12 protein-coding genes and 1 tRNA gene are annotated in these 15,454 nt (G+C 58.0%); 9 read left to right on the top strand and 4 right to left on the bottom strand.

Features of this window, described 5'->3' with window-relative positions:
- Positions 1-10: 10 nt before the first annotated feature.
- The 3 genes from BN4314_RS05185 to BN4314_RS05195 all read right to left on the bottom strand — a co-directional run bounded on the left by BN4314_RS05185 (position 11) and on the right by BN4314_RS05195 (position 5,218).
- The gene (locus tag BN4314_RS05185; protein ID WP_068540190.1) at positions 11-3,742 is read right to left on the bottom strand and encodes a phosphoribosylformylglycinamidine synthase; all 3,732 of its coding nucleotides are present in this window, start codon (positions 3,740-3,742) and stop codon (positions 11-13) included.
- A gap of 69 nt (positions 3,743-3,811) precedes the next feature.
- Positions 3,812-4,408 carry a hypothetical protein gene (locus tag BN4314_RS05190; RefSeq protein WP_187369550.1) on the bottom strand — a complete coding sequence of 199 codons (597 nt, stop codon included), beginning with the start codon at positions 4,406-4,408 and terminating at the stop codon, positions 3,812-3,814.
- A 186-nt stretch (positions 4,409-4,594) separates the two neighbouring features.
- Complete coding sequence (locus BN4314_RS05195) at positions 4,595-5,218, bottom strand: glycerol-3-phosphate acyltransferase (protein ID WP_021735720.1); 624 nt, start codon at positions 5,216-5,218, stop codon at positions 4,595-4,597.
- Between the two features lie 209 nt (positions 5,219-5,427).
- Here BN4314_RS05195 and BN4314_RS05205 point away from each other — a divergent pair.
- Positions 5,428-5,504: transfer RNA gene (locus BN4314_RS05205), tRNA-Met, on the top strand.
- Between the two features lie 379 nt (positions 5,505-5,883).
- The gene (locus BN4314_RS05210; protein ID WP_021735794.1) at positions 5,884-6,594 is read left to right on the top strand and encodes an ATP-binding protein; all 711 of its coding nucleotides are present in this window, start codon (positions 5,884-5,886) and stop codon (positions 6,592-6,594) included.
- 213 nt (positions 6,595-6,807) lie between these two features.
- Here the strand turns inward: BN4314_RS05210 and BN4314_RS08430 are convergent, their stop codons facing one another.
- Positions 6,808-6,978 carry a helix-turn-helix domain-containing protein gene (locus BN4314_RS08430; protein WP_081700955.1) on the bottom strand — a complete coding sequence of 57 codons (171 nt, stop codon included), beginning with the start codon at positions 6,976-6,978 and terminating at the stop codon, positions 6,808-6,810.
- Positions 6,979-7,115: 137 nt separating this feature from the next.
- Between BN4314_RS08430 and BN4314_RS05215 the strand changes: the two genes are divergently transcribed.
- From BN4314_RS05215 to BN4314_RS08100, 7 genes are all read left to right on the top strand, one after another.
- Positions 7,116-7,700 (top strand): type IV toxin-antitoxin system AbiEi family antitoxin domain-containing protein, encoded by a 585-nt coding sequence (locus BN4314_RS05215; protein WP_021735783.1) that lies wholly within the window; start codon positions 7,116-7,118, stop codon positions 7,698-7,700.
- A gap of 231 nt (positions 7,701-7,931) precedes the next feature.
- Positions 7,932-8,546, top strand: coding sequence for a TetR/AcrR family transcriptional regulator (locus BN4314_RS05220; protein WP_021735813.1), 615 nt, complete (start codon positions 7,932-7,934; stop codon positions 8,544-8,546).
- 63 nt (positions 8,547-8,609) lie between these two features.
- The gene (locus BN4314_RS05225; protein WP_021735719.1) at positions 8,610-9,227 is read left to right on the top strand and encodes an MptD family putative ECF transporter S component; all 618 of its coding nucleotides are present in this window, start codon (positions 8,610-8,612) and stop codon (positions 9,225-9,227) included.
- A 75-nt stretch (positions 9,228-9,302) separates the two neighbouring features.
- Entirely contained in the window at positions 9,303-10,049 is a 747-nt protein-coding gene (locus BN4314_RS05230; RefSeq protein WP_035098550.1) for an energy-coupling factor transporter transmembrane component T family protein, read from the top strand.
- Positions 10,046-13,309 carry an energy-coupling factor transporter ATPase gene (locus BN4314_RS05235; protein ID WP_232309721.1) on the top strand — a complete coding sequence of 1,088 codons (3,264 nt, stop codon included), beginning with the start codon at positions 10,046-10,048 and terminating at the stop codon, positions 13,307-13,309. Before BN4314_RS05230 ends, BN4314_RS05235 begins: the two co-directional genes overlap by 4 nt.
- Positions 13,303-15,141, top strand: a complete 1,839-nt coding sequence (locus BN4314_RS08280; RefSeq protein WP_068540192.1) for an ABC transporter ATP-binding protein — start codon at positions 13,303-13,305, stop codon at positions 15,139-15,141. The genes BN4314_RS05235 and BN4314_RS08280 overlap by 7 nt, the downstream gene beginning before the upstream one ends.
- Positions 15,138-15,302, top strand: coding sequence for a hypothetical protein (locus BN4314_RS08100; protein ID WP_155887096.1), 165 nt, complete (start codon positions 15,138-15,140; stop codon positions 15,300-15,302). Before BN4314_RS08280 ends, BN4314_RS08100 begins: the two co-directional genes overlap by 4 nt.
- Positions 15,303-15,454 lie beyond the last annotated feature (152 nt).

Below are 15,454 nucleotides of genomic sequence, written 5' to 3' on the forward strand. Positions count from 1 at the left end.
AATACTTTGTTTAGCTGAAGTACTCGACACCGCCTTCAAAAATAGGCTGGAAGTGATTGCCAGGGACGTTTTGGAAGTTGCCCGCAGTCCAGCGTTCAGTGTGTCCCATTTTGCCAAAAATGCGACCGTCAGGGCTGGTAATGCCTTCGATTGCCATTACAGAACCATTGGGATTCACGTTTAGGCTCATGCTTGGTGTGCCCTGCTCGTCTACGTACTGAGTTGCAATCTGGCCGGATGCTATCATCTGAGTAAGCAGTTCATCGTTTGCTACAAAACGACCCTCACCATGACTAATAGCAATGGTATGTATATCGCCAACCTCGCAGTGTGAAAGCCAAGGCGAAAGATTAGAAGCAACGCGCGTGTGCACGAGCCTACTTTGGTGACGACCGATGTTATTGAAGGTCAACGTGGGACAGTTCTCGTCCATTGGACGAATATCGCCAAAGGGGACAAGGCCCAGCTTAACTAGTGCCTGGAAGCCATTGCAAATACCGAGCATCAAGCCATCACGTGCCTGCAGCAAGTCGCGTACCGCTTCGGTAACCTCAGGTGCACGGAAAAATGCAGTAATAAATTTTGCAGAACCGTCTGGCTCGTCGCCGCCACTAAAGCCACCAGGAATCATGATAATTTGGCTTGCCTTGATTTGGCGTACCAACTCGGCGGTACTTTCGGCAACAGCCTGAGGTGTAAGGTTGTTAATGACAAGCGTACTCACCTCAGCACCTGCACGTTCAAAGGCATAAGCAGAGTCATATTCACAGTTGTTGCCAGGAAAAACAGGGATGATGACGCGGGGTTTAGCAAGCTTAGGCTTGGGGGCGGGACGGCTGATATTCTTGTTGGCAATGTTAAAGCCTACGGTCTTTACCTGCTCACCTGCGCCGCGATAGGGGAATACGGGTTCCATATGGGATTCCCAAGCCTCCTGCAAGCCGAAAAGATCAATCTGCTCGTCTTCGCAGCTCAAGAGATAGTTGGCGGAGCTCGTGCCTAGACGAATTGCGTTGACGCCTTCAGGCAGTTTGGGCAAGCATGCACCCTCAGCCAGTTCAAGTACAAAGCTGCCATAAGCAAGCTCAAAGAGACTGTCCGCGTTGATGGCCTCATCGAGAGTCAGACCAATTTGATTGCCTATACACATCTTGAAAAGAGTTTCGGCCAAACAGCCATAGCCAGGAGTTGCCACGGCGTCCACTGTTTTCTCACCAATGAGTTTCTGAACGTAATCAAGCGCTGCAAGTAGTGACTTTGCTTCGGGCCTCACGCCATCGGATAAATAATTTGGCTTGATAAGCCACAACTCGGATCCCGCGCGCTTCAACTCGGGACTGGTAATGCGGTCAATTGAGCCTACAGCCGTTGCAAACGAGACAAGAGTGGGTGGCACATCAAGATTCTCAAAGGAGCCAGACATAGAATCCTTGCCGCCGATAGCGCCCACTTCAAGTTCGACTTGCGCCTTTAGTGCGCCAAGCAGAGCGGCCAGAGGCTTGCCCCAGCGCTCGGGCACATCGCGTAGTCGTTCAAAATACTCTTGGAAAGTCAGATAGGTATCCTGGCGCTTGAGACCTGCAGCAACAAGACGTGACAGCGACTCCACTACAGAGATATATGCACCAGCAAATTGATTGGCTTCCATCAGGTAAGGATTAAATCCCCAGGCCATACCACTAACTGTAGTGGTTTCACCATCAACCGGTAGCTTTGCCACCATAGCCATTGTAGGCGTGAGCTGGGTTTTGCCACCAAAAGGCATGAGTACCGTTGCAGCACCGATGGTGGAGTCAAAGCGCTCGGAGAGCCCCTTGTTGGAAGCAATATTTTCGTCGGTAAGCAAAGAGACGAGGCGCTCACTCAAGCTGTCTCCCTGCCAAGATGGGTGATAGTTGCCCTGCTTTTCTACGTGGACATCCTGATGTTTTGGTGCACCATTGGAGCCAAGGAACTCACGGCTTACATCAACGATAGTCTTTCCTTGCCACATCATGCGCAGACGCGGCTCTGCAGTGACTTCAGCTACGACTGTTGCTTCGAGGTTTTCTTCGCGCGCATAGTCCATAAACTTATCAACATCGGCAGGATCCAATGCGACTGCCATGCGCTCTTGGGATTCGCTAATGGCAAGTTCGGTGCCATCAAGACCCTCGTACTTTTTGGGAACGGCATCCAGATTGACTGCCAAACCATCTGCCAGCTCGCCAATAGCAACAGAAACGCCACCTGCACCAAAGTCATTGCAGCGCTTGATAAGTTTGCAGGCATCTTCGCGGCGGAAAAGTCGCTGGAGCTTACGTTCGATAGGGGCGTTGCCTTTTTGAACTTCAGCACCGTCTTTTTCTAGAGACTCGGCATTGTGAGCCTTGGAAGAGCCAGTAGCTCCGCCAATACCATCGCGGCCTGTACGACCACCAAGCAAAACAATTTGATCTCCTGGAGCGGGGACTTCGCGACGGACATGGTTTGCGGGAGTGGCCGCTACAACAGCACCGATTTCCATGCGTTTTGCTATATATCCAGGGTGATACAGCTCACTGACCTGACCTGTTGCAAGACCAATCTGGTTGCCATAGGAAGAATATCCTGCAGCTGCCGTAGTCACAAGCTTACGTTGGGGAAGCTTGCCTTCCAGGGTATCTGCAACGGGTACCAGGGGGTTGCCAGCGCCTGTAACGCGCATGGCTTGATACACATAACTACGGCCAGAAAGAGGATCGCGGATTGCACCGCCGATGCAGGTGGCAGCACCGCCAAAAGGTTCTATTTCGGTTGGGTGGTTGTGCGTCTCGTTCTTAAAGAGATAGAGCCAGTCTTCGCTGTGACCATTAACATCAACCTTGCATTTGACCGTGCAAGCATTGATTTCCTCAGACTCGTCCAAGCGCGTCAAAATACCTCGGTGCACGAGAGTTTTTGCACCAATGGTGCCAATATCCATCAAGCACAAAGGCTTTTCCTCGCGACCAAGTTCACGGCGTAGCTCAAGGTAGTGCTCATACTCGGCGCGAACATCCTCATCATCAATGCTTATATTTTCGAGCTTGGTGCCAAAGGTGGTGTGGCGGCAGTGATCCGACCAGTAGGTGTCAATAACGCGCACCTCCGTGATGGTGGGATTGCGCTGCTCACCGCGGAAGTAGTTTTGCAAAAACTCAATATCGGCCTGATCCATTGCCAGACCGTGGCTGGTGCGAAACTCCTCCAGCTCATCGCTATCCAGAGTGTTGAAGCCATCTAAAATCTCAACCGCTTCAGGTGTCACAATGTGCTGCTTGAGCGTCAGCTTAGGTTCAAGAGAAGCTGCACGCGCCTCGACCGGATTGATGACATAGTGTTTGATGGCATCCACGTCTGCATCAGTCAGATCACCGGTAAGCACATAGACCTTGGCTGAGCGCACCTCAGGACGTTCACCCTGACTAATGAGTTGTACACACTCGCTTGCACTTGCTGCGCGCATGTCAAATTGACCCGGTAAAAACTCGGTTGCAAAAACGTAGGCATCTTGAGGCAAAGTAGGCAATTCAAATGTGACATTGTCACTTTGCGGCTCGGAAAATACCGTGGGTATGCACTGCTTGAAGAGAGCCTCATCAATATCTTCGATGTCGTAACGATTAAAAAGGCGTAATTTGTCGAGATGCGTGATACCCAGAATTTCTTGAAGCTCGTGAGCGAGTTGACAAGCTTCAACATCAAAACCGGGCTTCTTCTCCACGAAAACGCGCGAGACCATAGGGACCTGCCTTCCAGAATGGGGATGCTTAGGTTGGGTTTCGTGTCAGGTTCTATGATAGCGCGACCGCTAGATTTTGAGGTCTGTTTCGTTGTGACTCATGGCATCAAATCGGTTGATGCGCGAGAGGATCTGCTCGAGGTCAAGAGCACCCCAGAGAAAGACGTGGGTGGATTGTGTATAGATAAGCAGGCTGCGGTAGCCACTGCTCAAATAACTGCGCATCCAACGCATTCGCCGAATCTCGGCATACCGGATTTTCTTTGTGTTGCCAAAAAATGAAGTTACGTTGAGCGAGTCTGCAAAGGTTGTTACACGATAGCGACGGATGCCGAGCCACATAATAAAAGCTACCACCAAAAAAGAAGCAAAAAAGGTGTAGACCGACATACTGTCTGTAGTAAAAACACCTACCGAGCAGAGCCAGCCGGCAACAAGGCCCAATACACCGACAAACGTCATCATCAGCATGAGTGTGGAGGAAATGGAACGAGGTACGAGATAGGTATCGTGATGAGTGTGATGGCGCTCAGAGATGCCAGAATCGCCAATCCATTCAATCAAAATTGACAGTAGAGGCACCAAGCCGATAACTATGACTAGTGCAAGCGGGCCCATCGCCAATCCTCCAAAGGCGGATGCCATCACCGCGATGGGGTGAGGCATATGCAAGAAAGGACGCAAAATACCTGTTCATCGGCGGCGTGTTGCTTGTCCAATGCATGAGGGAAAAGCAACAAAACTTTTATCGTCAGAAAGTAGGTTATCAATTTAGCGACAAAATTTTTTTTGGCGTACAAGGTGTGCGGTATCAGTTTTGCGGTGCGCGGTGCAGCGGTAGCTATTCTTCTGTTAGCGGTGCAAAATACCACGTATTTTGGTTGAAATACCTGCACGAGCAGTTGATCCGCTGGAGATTCCTCGTAGGGTGCTGCCATGGGCGATAACCATCAAGACTAGTAGAGCGAGCGCTATGAGGAAAAATTCTGCGGACATGTGGATGGTGGCTACAAGAGCAAGCCAGCAGACGCAAATTGCAACAGCACCCACACAGAGGTAGCCCGACAGGATTACCGCAAGCAGACCAAAGAGACAGGAGCCAATACCCAGCAGAGGAGAGGCCAAAATGATGGCAGAACAGGTGGTAGTGACGCCTTTGCCTCCGCAAAAGCGATGCCAGATAGGGTAGTTGTGACCAAGTGTCGCGCCAAGACCCGCCCACATTCCTGCAAGCAGGGCAACGTCAGGATAGAGTGCACGAGCGATAAGCCAGCCTGCGATAGTTTTTGCAATGTCTCCCGCGAGGACAAGCAGGGCAGCTTTTTTACCGAGCTCATGGCCAATGTTTGCCATGCCGGGGTTGCCTACTCCCACATCAAAAGCACTTTTGTGCGCAAAAGTGTAAGAGACGACGTCTGCGGTGAGAAAGCAGCCAAGGACATATCCGATGAGCAGACTAGTAATGCGCATGGTCATGGAAAAATCCTCTCGGAGGTTGTTGCTCTGAGAAATGCTTGTAGCTTTAGCATAGTGCTGGCTGTAGCTTTTAGCATAGTTTTTTCTAGGGCAGCATTGGGGTTGGGTGCAAGGAGATGTGGATAAAGCTTCACGATTGTGCCGCGCTGTTTGACAGAAGCGAAGATAATGCGTATCTTTATATATCGCGCTAAGGCGCATCCAGACATTGCGGGGTGGAGCAGTCTGGTAGCTCGCCGGGCTCATAACCCGGAGGTCGTTGGTTCAAATCCGGCCCCCGCGACCAAAAATACAGAGAGACCTGCAGAAATGTTGGTCTCTCTTTTTTTTTCTTAGAAATCGATGGTACATCAATAGGTACATCACTTTTTTTCAGAAATTGATGTACAAATGATTCTATCAAAAAATGTGGTTGAAATATTGACAACGAAAAAGTGCTGCTTTAACTTAACAGCAAGGACGGGAGTCCGAAAATGTATGGGGCGTCCAGAGCCCCTTAAAAAAGTGCCTGTGGGAGTGTTCACCGTCCCACCCAGCTGTTTCGCCGACCCGAAACGCCGTAGCTGGGCACCCCGGTCGTAAGGCTTGGGCAGGTGTTTGGTGAAACGGTGAGACCGAGGCAGGATTTGTCGACCTCGGCGGTCGGATAAAGTGGAAGCCTTTGGATGGGGCGACTGGACCCACACCCGACATTTTATGCGTGCGCCTACAGGGGTACGCGCTCGATTAGTGGGTGTGTACCATGTTTAAAGCTCGACGACCTGGTCGACGTGCTGGCGTCGTCCACCGGCTCGCTCACGAGCCCCTCCAGGATCGAGGCGACTTTCAAAAGCGCTCTTGGCTCGCGGATCAGCGCGAACACGCTGGAGTCCTACATCGGTTACCTCGAGGACGCCTTCGTGGTCAGCGAGGCCAGCCGCTACGACATCAAGGGCAGGAAGTACATCGGAGTAGTGCGCAAGTACTACTTCGAGGACGTCGGGCTGCGCAACGCCCGTCTGGGCTTCCGCCAGGTCGAGGAGAACCACCTCATGGAGAACATCGTCTACAACGAGCTGCGCGCACGCGGGTTCTTGGTCGACGTGGGCGTGGTGACCAAGCGCGAGAAGGGCGCCGACGGGCGCGAGCACGAGTCACAGCTCGAGGTGGACTTCGTCGCGAACCTCGGTGGCAGGCGCTACTACATCCAATCGGCCTACGCCATCCCCGACGACGAGAAGAGGCGCCAGGAGAAGGCGTCGCTTCTGCGCGTGGGGGACTCGTTCGAGAAGATCGTGCTGGTTAAGGACGTCGTCAACCAGTCCCGAGACCACGACGGTATCGTGACCATGGGGCTCTTCGACTTCCTGCTCGACCGGGACAGCCTGCGCATCTGAGCCGCACGCCCTCCCGTTGACGAAAAGGTGCACAATCGGACAAATCCGTCAATAGCGTCGAAGCCCGATTGGACACAAGCCCCGAGGAGCTCGCACTCCTGCAGGTTCTCGAGGACTTGACACCCGCGGCGAAAAGGGAAGCCTGCGTTTGCAGAATCAAATGGCCGCCCACCAAACGGGCGGCCATTTCTGCGTGCATGGTCGGTTTACGCATCAGGCGGCTACAACTTCGCCGGAAACAACTGCACGCTGTAGGTACTCTTCTAGCGCGCGGCGGTTAACGCGGATGGTCTTGGCCCCCAGCTTCACCGCCGGAATGTCGCCCTGGTGGATGAGCTTGTAGATGGACGCGATGGGCGCGAGGACGTCAGATTCCCAGCAAATCGAGCACGCTCACATCGGGCCCCACGGCCGGGAACAGCGCGGCATCGGGTCTAGGCCGACGGCATCCGCCCTATTGTCCTTATCGACTGAATATGAGAGAATGTTCAGTGTAAACGGACTACAGGGAGATGACGGGCATGCAGGCTATCGTCGATTTGGCGCAAAGCAACGGCGGGCTGGTGACGACGGCGCAGGTCGTGGGCGCCGGCATCCCACGAGCCCGGATCTCGGACATGGTGAAGGCGGGTGAGCTCGAGCGCGTGCGACGCGGAGTCTACTGCCTGGCCGACGCCTGGGAGGACGAGTGCCTGGCGGCGCAGCTCCGCTTCCCCAAGGGCGTCTTCTCCGACGGGACGGCGCTCTACCTCCACGGCTACACCGACCGCACGCCGCTGCGGCTCACCATGTGCTTCCCGCGCTCGTACCGGGCCACCAAGGCGCGGGAGGAGGGCATCGAGGTGCGCACGTGCGCCGACGACGTGCTCGACCTCGGCCTTGCAACAATCAAGACCGGCTACGGCAACGAGGTGCGCGCCTACGACCTGGAGAGGACGCTGTGCGACATCGTGCGCGGGCAGCGCGTCGTGGACGTGCAGGTGGTCAACCCGGCCATGAAGCGGTACGTGCGCAGCGGCGGCAGGGACGTCCAGAAGCTGCTGGGTTACGCCCGCGAGCTCGGCGTGGAGAAGAAGGTACGCAACTACCTGGAGGTGCTGCTGTGAGGACGAGGAACGCGATGCAGCTCAAGGCGATCATCCGCAGCTTGGCCAGCATACGCCCGCGCGACTACTACGACCTGCGCACGCTGTGGCTCATAAGAGGCGCTGCAGGCGGAGCAGCTGTGAAACGGCGCCTATTGACAAATCCGTACTTACGAGCAGGTTTTTCTGTTGACAGGTGAGTTGCCGCTTGCTATTTTAATTAAGTAAGCTATAACTAACAAAAGAGGTTGCATGCCGATAAGCGCTTCCGAAACGCGCACAGCCTTGCTGAAATGCGGCAAGGAGGAATTTCTCAAGCGAGGCTTCAAGAAGGCTTCGCTGCGCGCCATCTGCTCGAAGGCGAACGTGACGACCGGTGCGTTCTACACCCACTTCAAGACGAAAGACGAGTTCTTCTGCGCAATCGTCGAGGATGACCTGCACGAATACAACGGGTTGTACGACGGCCTGATTGATCGCGTCGTCGGGCGGGTTTCGTCCAGCCAGGGCGAAGAGCGGAAGATCATGGAATTCATCATGGACCACCGCGCGCTGTTCTGCCTGCTGTTCGATTGCTCGGATGGCTCGTCGTACGAGGGGTTCAAGGACGATTTGCTCCGGAAATTCGACATCACCTATCAGCGCTTTTTCGATTCGTATGCAGCTAAGCCCGTCGATCCGGCACTCGTGCGGACGGTCGTGCGCATGAAGTTCGCGCAATATTGCGAGATGATCTACGGCGACTTCGACCGAGATGAGGTGATGCGCATAACCGATTCCCTTGCGGAATTCACACGGGCAGGGTTCGAAGCCCTGCTGGGAACGAAGTTCGAGAGCCCGGGCTATGTGCCCGGGCTTTTTTCATAACGAAAGGTATCAAGTGTTATCTAAAGGCGGCGCAGAGGGCGCCGACGACGAAAGGAGAAAATCGTGGCACGTAAGGAAATCACCCAGCAGACCGGGCAGGACGACAAGAAGCTGCGCACGCGCGACCTTATCTATGCGGGTGCGTTTGGGGCAATCTACCTGGTGGTTATGCTGATCATCGTCTTGGGTACGAGCGCAATTCCGGTGCTGTACCTGATCGCCCCGCTGACGGTGGGTATCGTGTGCGGTACGATTTACGAGATGTGCGTGCTGAAGGTTCACAAGTTCGGGGCCGCGCTCATTTTAGGCGTGCTGTTTGCGCTGGTAGCCTGCGGCACCAACATCATCGGGCTTATCGTGGCGATCCTTGTGGCGGTCGCGGCGGAGCTGGTCATCAAGGCGGGCGACTACAAATCCAAGAAGATGTACCTGGCTTCCTATGTGGTGTTCAACATCAACATGGCCTGCCCCTATCTGATGCTCGTGTTCGCGTATGACGAGTTCATGACGCGCGCAGCCGAATACTACGGCCAGGCGCACGCCGACGGCCTCATGGCCGTGATGCCCTCGGGCGCCATCTGGGGCGCGAGCTTGGGCCTTGCCATTTTGGGCGGCATTATCGGTGCGCTCATCGCGAGCAAGCTCATCGCGAAGCATTTCGAGAAGGCCGGTATCGTTTAAGGCTCCGCTGTTCTGCCGAAATGCAAGCCGTTTCTGATTTTGCCGAATCTGCGATTCTATTGGTTGTGGTGTTCCATGGATTTAGAGCTTTACGGTGACGACTCGAAGGGGGTTGTGAAATTCGACCCCCGCACGAAGATGCTCGTGTTCCTTGCGAGCTGCGTCGTCGGTATCAATTCGTACAATTTCGCGGCGCTAGTCGTGTATGACACGATGCTCTGCCTGGTATTCGGGCTGGCGGGCAAGCCCGTGCGCGCCCTGAAGGCATTCGCCGCGTTTGCCATGGCGGTATTCCTGCGCGTGTGCATCGAGGCGCAGGGCACGGGCGCGGGGTCGATTGTCATGATTTGCGAGATGCTCATCTCGCTGTTCCTGTTCTGCTTCCCGTTTTTCCTGTCTATCATGCTGCTCGTGCAAACGACGCGCATCAGCCAATTCTTGGCAGCATTCCAGGCTATGCGCGTGCCAGCCCGCGCCGTCATCCCCGTGGCGGTGCTGTTCCGCTTCATCCCGACGGTGGCCGACGAATGGACGGGCATCCGCAAGGCAATGGCGTTTCGGGGCATCGAGCTGACGTTCGGCAATGTGATCAGGCATCCGGGTCAGGCGATCGAATACATGCTGGTACCGCTGCTCATGTCCAGCGTCGCGGTGATGGAGGATCTTGCCGCCGCCGCCGAGGCGCGCGGGCTGGATGCCGACCACATTCGCACATCGTACGAGGATGTGAAGATGGGCGTTGCGGATTACGTCGTGGTCGTCGCCTTCGCGGCCGTAGCGCTCTTCGTGCTGGTCACGAGCATCGGGGCGGTGGTCGCATGAACGAGGGCATGATCCGCTTCGTCGATGCGAGCTTCCATTACGGCGGCGAGCATGGCACGGGCGAGGGCGTCGATCACGTGGGTCTGACCATCGCGCCGGGCGAATGCGTCATTTTCTGCGGGCGGTCGGGCTGCGGTAAGACCACGATAACGCGCCTGGTGAACGGCCTGGCGCCCCACTTCTTCGAAGGCCAGATGGAAGGTGAGGTGTGGGTGGGCGACACGTGCGTGACCACCGCCCCGCTCGCCGACGTGGCGGCGCTGGTGGGAAGCGTGTTCCAGAACCCGAAGAGCCAGTTCTTCAACGTCGATACCACGGGCGAGGTCGCGTTTGGCTGCGAGAATCTGGGCCTGCCGCGCGAGCAGATCCGTGCGCGCGTGGATGCGGCGGTGCGCGACTTGCAGCTGGATGCCCTGATGGATCGTAACATTTTCGAGCTGTCGGGTGGCGAGAAGCAGCAGGTGGCGTGCGGTTCGGTATATGCGGCCGACCCTGCGGTGTATGTGATGGACGAACCGTCATCGAACCTCGATCGCGGAGCCATGCGCCGGCTGCACGATGCCATTGCGCGCATGAAGGCCGCCGGTAAGACCGTGGTCGTGTCGGAGCACCGCCTGCATTACCTCATGGATGTGGCCGACCGGTTCGTGTATCTGGACGACGGCATCGTGGCGCGTGAATTCACAGCGGCCGAGCTGCGCTCCTTACCCGACGGCGAGCTGCAGCAGCTGGGCTTACGCTGCACAAGCTTGGCGGATTTGGCTGCCGTGCCTACGCATGCCATCGGCGCCGCGCAGGTTCCCGCCCTGGATGCGCTCGACCTTTCGTGCGCGAAGGGCGGGGCGCAGATCCTCGACATCGAGCGCTTGGCGCTTCCCGCCCACAGCATTGTGGCGCTCATCGGCGATAACGGCTCGGGAAAGTCGACGCTATCCGAGGTGCTCTGCGGCGTTTTGCCTGCTAATGGCGGCATCGGCTTCAATGGGATGTACCTGGACGGGAAGGCGCGTGCCCGTCGGAGCTTCCTGGTGATGCAGGATGTGAATCGCGAGCTGTTCAGCGACAGCGTTGCCGATGAGGTGCTGCTGAACGCCGGCGTAGGGCGCGAGCAGGCCGATAAGGTTCTTGCGCGCCTGGGCTTGTCCGATGCGGCCGATCGTCACCCCGCCTCTCTTTCGGGCGGGCAGAAGCAGCGCGTCGCCATCGCGAGCGCGCTGTGCTCGGGCAAGGACGTGTTGTTCTACGATGAGCCCACGAGCGGGCTCGACCGCGACGGCATGGAGCGCTTCGCCGACCTGCTGGCGGAAGTGCGCGACGATGTGGACGTGCAGGTGGTCGTCACGCACGACCCCGAGCTTGTCGTGCGCGCATGCACCCACGTGCTGCGCATGGACAACGGGCGCGTCGCCGGCATCTACCCGCTTGATGGGCAGGGCATCGAGCGCGTGCTGTACTACTTCACATCCGAGGCGTGCGAGAATTCGAGCCGCCGGCGCGAGAAGACGACGCCGCTCGGCAAGATCTGGTCCTATGCGGCGGGGCAACGTGGACGCATCGTGGCATCGGCCGTGCTTATGACGCTGGGAGCCCTGTGCTCGGTCGTGCCTTACCTGGCTGTATTCGGGTTGGTGGATGCCGCGCTTGCCGGCACGCCGCCAACGCTCGAATCCGCCGCACCTGCGCTTGCGGCCGTCCTTGCGTGCCTGGTGCTGCATGCCGTTTTGTACATGACCGGCTTGCAGCAATCGCATCGCGCCGCGTATCGCACGCTGGAGAATCTGCGCTGCTCGTTGCAGGAAAAGCTCGACCGACAGCCCATCGGCACGGTGCGCGACATGGGCTCCGGAGCCCTGAAGAAGCTGTTCAACGACGACATCGAGTCCATCGAGCTGCTGCTGGCGCACATGATTCCCGAGGGGGTGGCCAACATCGCCGTACCCGTGGTCGTGCTGCTGGTCATGGCGGTCGTCGATTGGCGGCTCGCACTGCTCACCGTCATCATGATCGCGTTCGGCATAAGCGCCTCGGGGCAGATGTACACGACGGGTACGGAGCGCATGGGCAGCTACTTCGCTGCATCGAAACGGCTGAACAACACGATCGTCGAATACGTGGATGGCATGGAGGTCGTGCGCGTGTTCAACCGCGGCGACGAAGCGAGCGAGAAGCTGGGCAACGCCGTGCGCGGATACCGGGACTACGCGCTGGCGTGGTATCGGGCGTGCTGGCCGTGGATGGCCGTGTACGGCTCCCTCTTCTTCACGGCGGCGCTCTACACGTTGCCGTTCGGGGCGCTGCTCATTTTGCTTGATCAGCTGAGCCTTTCGTCGTATGTGCTCGTGCTGTGCATGACGTTCGGCATAGGGCCGCTGCTCACGCACGTCATCGGCTTCATCGGCGCGCTTCCGCAGGTGAACTACAAGATTCAGTCGCTCGAGAAGGCGCTTGACCGCCCGCCCGTGCGCGAGGGCGCGAGCGCATACGTGGGCGGCCCGCGTGATGTCTCGTTTGAGGACGTGCATTTCGGCTACGGAAACGACGAGGTGCTTCACGGCGTGTCGTTCACGGCGTGCGAAGGGCGCATGACGGCCATCGTGGGCCCGAGCGGTTCGGGCAAGTCGACGCTGGCCAAGCTGATCGTGCACTACTACGACGTGGAAAGCGGCTCGGTGAGCATCGGGGGCCAGGATATCCGCGACATGACCCTCGAAAGCCTGAACGAGCAGGTCTCGTACGTGTCGCAGGAGCAGTTCCTGTTTAACGACAGCATTCTGGAGAACATACGCATCGGTCGGCCGTCCGCCACCGACGACGAGGTGCGCGAGGCGGCGCGCCGTGCGCAGTGCGATGAGTTCGTGACCAAGCTGCCCGATGGCTACGGCACGCAAGCGGGCCGGGCGGGAGACATGCTTTCGGGCGGGCAGCGCCAGCGCATCGCCTTCGCGCGCGCCGTGCTGAAGGATGCGCCGATCATCGTGCTTGACGAGGTGACGGCGTACGTGGACCCCGAGAACGCCGAGCGGATGAACGCCGCTGTGGCCGAACTGGTGCGCAACAAGACGGTCATCGTCGTCGCGCACCGCCTGAGCACGATCGTGGATGCCGATAACATCATCGCCATGGCCGATGGTCGCATTCTAGACCAGGGCACGCACGGGCAGCTGCTTGAAGGCTGCGCGACGTATCGCGATCTGTGGTCGGCTTCGGCCCAGGCTGGCTCGTGGACGCTGAAGGCCGAAGGGGGTGTTGCAGCATGTTAGGGCTTGTCCGGCAGATCATGCGGTTCTGCGGTCCGTATGCCAAGCGCATCCGCATCGCCTGGATCTTCGCATTCCTTAAGTCGCTGTGCGCAAACGCGCCCATCGTCGTTGCTGTCGTGCTGGTGAATATGCTGGTGGAAGGCATGCTGGATGCGATGGGATGCATCGTTGCGGCGGTGTTGCTGCTGGCGCTGATCGTGCTGCAATCGGTGTTTCAGAACGCGGTGGACCGCTTGCAGTCGGCGGCGGGCTACGAGATCTTTGCCGAGAAGCGCATGGAGTTCGCCGCGCATCTGCGGCATTTGCCCATGGGGTATTTCAGCGCGGGCACCATGGGGAAGATCAGTTCGATCCTCTCGAACGATATGACGTTCATCGAGGAGCAGAGCATGCGCATCCTGGCCGATGTGGCATCCGATGTGTTTGCCCAGGCCATCATCGTGGCATTCCTGTTCTTCCTGCACCCGTTCGTTGGCGCGGCGGCGCTTGCCTGCGTGGTCGTTGCCTGCGTGCTAGGGCACTTCATGAATCGCGAGGCGCTGGCCGATTCGGCGCGGCGCCAGCAATCCATCGAGGATTTGTCGGCGGCCGTGCTGGAATATGCGGCTGGCATCGCCGTGAACAAGAGCTTCAACCGTGCTGGTGCGGGTGCGGCCGAGTTGCGTGCGGCGTTTTCGGATATGACAGCATCGAACCTCGCGTTCGAGCACAACCATGCGCCTTGGGAGCGCCGGCTGCTCATCGTGTATGCGCTGGGCATGACTGCGGTGGCTGCGCTTTCCGTGTGGCTGCTGAGCGAGGGCACCCTTGCGCTTGGGTCGTTCATCGGCGTGATGCTGTTCGTGTTTAACCTGTTCGCGCCCCTGAAGCACCTGTATCTGCAGGATACGCAGGTCACGATTATGAAGACGTGCATGGACCGCTTACGGGAGGTCATGGACGAGCCCGAGCTGCCCGACGATGGCGCTTCTGCGCTGCTGCCTTCCGGTGCGGTGTCTGGTGCAGCACCCGACGCGGCACCCGCCGCAGTGCCCGACGCGGCACCCGACGCAGCACCTGCCGCAGCGCCCGACGCAGCGCCTGCCGCAGCGCCCGACGTGGAGTTTCGCAACGTTACGTTCGGCTATGGGGGCGAGGCTGTGCTTTCGGGCGTGTCGTTTGCGGCCGAGCGCGGGCAGACGGTGGCGCTTGTGGGGCAGAGCGGTTCCGGCAAGACGACCGTGGCGAACCTGCTCGCGCGTTTCTGGGATGTGCAGGATGGTGCGGTGCTTGTGCGCGGCGTCGACGTGCGCGACCTGCCCATGAGCGTGCTCATGGGGCACCTGAGCATGGTCTTCCAGCGTGTGTACCTGTTCGAGGATACCGTGTTCAACAACATCGCCATGGGCAATCCGACCGCAACGCGGGAGCGCGTGGAAGCGGCGGCTCGCAAGGCGCGCTGCCACGACTTCATCAGCGCGCTGCCGTATGGGTACGATACCGTGATAGGCGCAGGGGGCGCCAGCTTATCTGGCGGCGAGGCGCAGCGCATCTCCATTGCGCGGTGCATTCTGAAGGATGTGCCGATTGTCATTCTGGATGAGGCGACGGCCAATTTGGATGCAGACAACGAAAGCGCCATCCAACAGGCGATGACGGAGCTCTGCCGCGAGAAGACGACGATCGTTATTGCGCATCGGCTGAATACGATCGCCAATGCCGACAAGGTAATCGTGTTGGATGCGGGTCGCGTGGCCGAAGCGGGAACGCATGATGAGTTGCTGGCGGCCGGCGGCCTTTATGCGCGCATGGTGGCTGCGGCGGCCGAGGCGGGCGAATGGAGCGAGCGATGATAAGCAAAACGGCAATCAAGATGCTGGGGCTGGCCTTGATGGTCGTCGGCGTGTTCGCGATTCTGTTCGGAACGCACCTGGTTGGCGCGGCATGCGTTGCCATCGGCGTGATTGCCCTTCTCGTGGGGTTGGTGCTGTACGCCGTGGTGCGCACCGATTGAGCGCGGTGAGCCGGATAGCCCGTTCGCTGGATGAAAGTGCTCTCCAGCCCGTCGCATTTCGCGTGTAGGGGCACGCCAAGCCTCTTGTTGCGTAAAGCATGTTCAATATTCCGACTTTGTCAATAACGACGCGACCGCGAAAAAGCTGCGCA

The sequence above is a fragment of the Olegusella massiliensis genome (assembly GCF_900078545.1).
Classification (GTDB): domain Bacteria; phylum Actinomycetota; class Coriobacteriia; order Coriobacteriales; family Atopobiaceae; genus Olegusella; species Olegusella massiliensis.

Coding starts and splice junctions, on each gene's coding strand:
- BN4314_RS05215 (WP_021735783.1), top strand. CDS start 7,116: ATGCAGGCTATCGTCGATTTGGCGCAAAGCAACGGCGGGCTGGTGACG.
- BN4314_RS05235 (WP_232309721.1), top strand. CDS start 10,046: ATGAACGAGGGCATGATCCGCTTCGTCGATGCGAGCTTCCATTACGGC.
- BN4314_RS05220 (WP_021735813.1), top strand. CDS start 7,932: ATGCCGATAAGCGCTTCCGAAACGCGCACAGCCTTGCTGAAATGCGGC.
- BN4314_RS05210 (WP_021735794.1), top strand. CDS start 5,884: ATGGGGCGACTGGACCCACACCCGACATTTTATGCGTGCGCCTACAGG.
- BN4314_RS05230 (WP_035098550.1), top strand. CDS start 9,303: ATGGATTTAGAGCTTTACGGTGACGACTCGAAGGGGGTTGTGAAATTC.
- BN4314_RS05185 (WP_068540190.1), bottom strand. CDS start 3,742: ATGGTCTCGCGCGTTTTCGTGGAGAAGAAGCCCGGTTTTGATGTTGAA.
- BN4314_RS08280 (WP_068540192.1), top strand. CDS start 13,303: ATGTTAGGGCTTGTCCGGCAGATCATGCGGTTCTGCGGTCCGTATGCC.
- BN4314_RS05190 (WP_187369550.1), bottom strand. CDS start 4,408: ATGCCTCACCCCATCGCGGTGATGGCATCCGCCTTTGGAGGATTGGCG.
- BN4314_RS08100 (WP_155887096.1), top strand. CDS start 15,138: ATGATAAGCAAAACGGCAATCAAGATGCTGGGGCTGGCCTTGATGGTC.
- BN4314_RS05195 (WP_021735720.1), bottom strand. CDS start 5,218: ATGACCATGCGCATTACTAGTCTGCTCATCGGATATGTCCTTGGCTGC.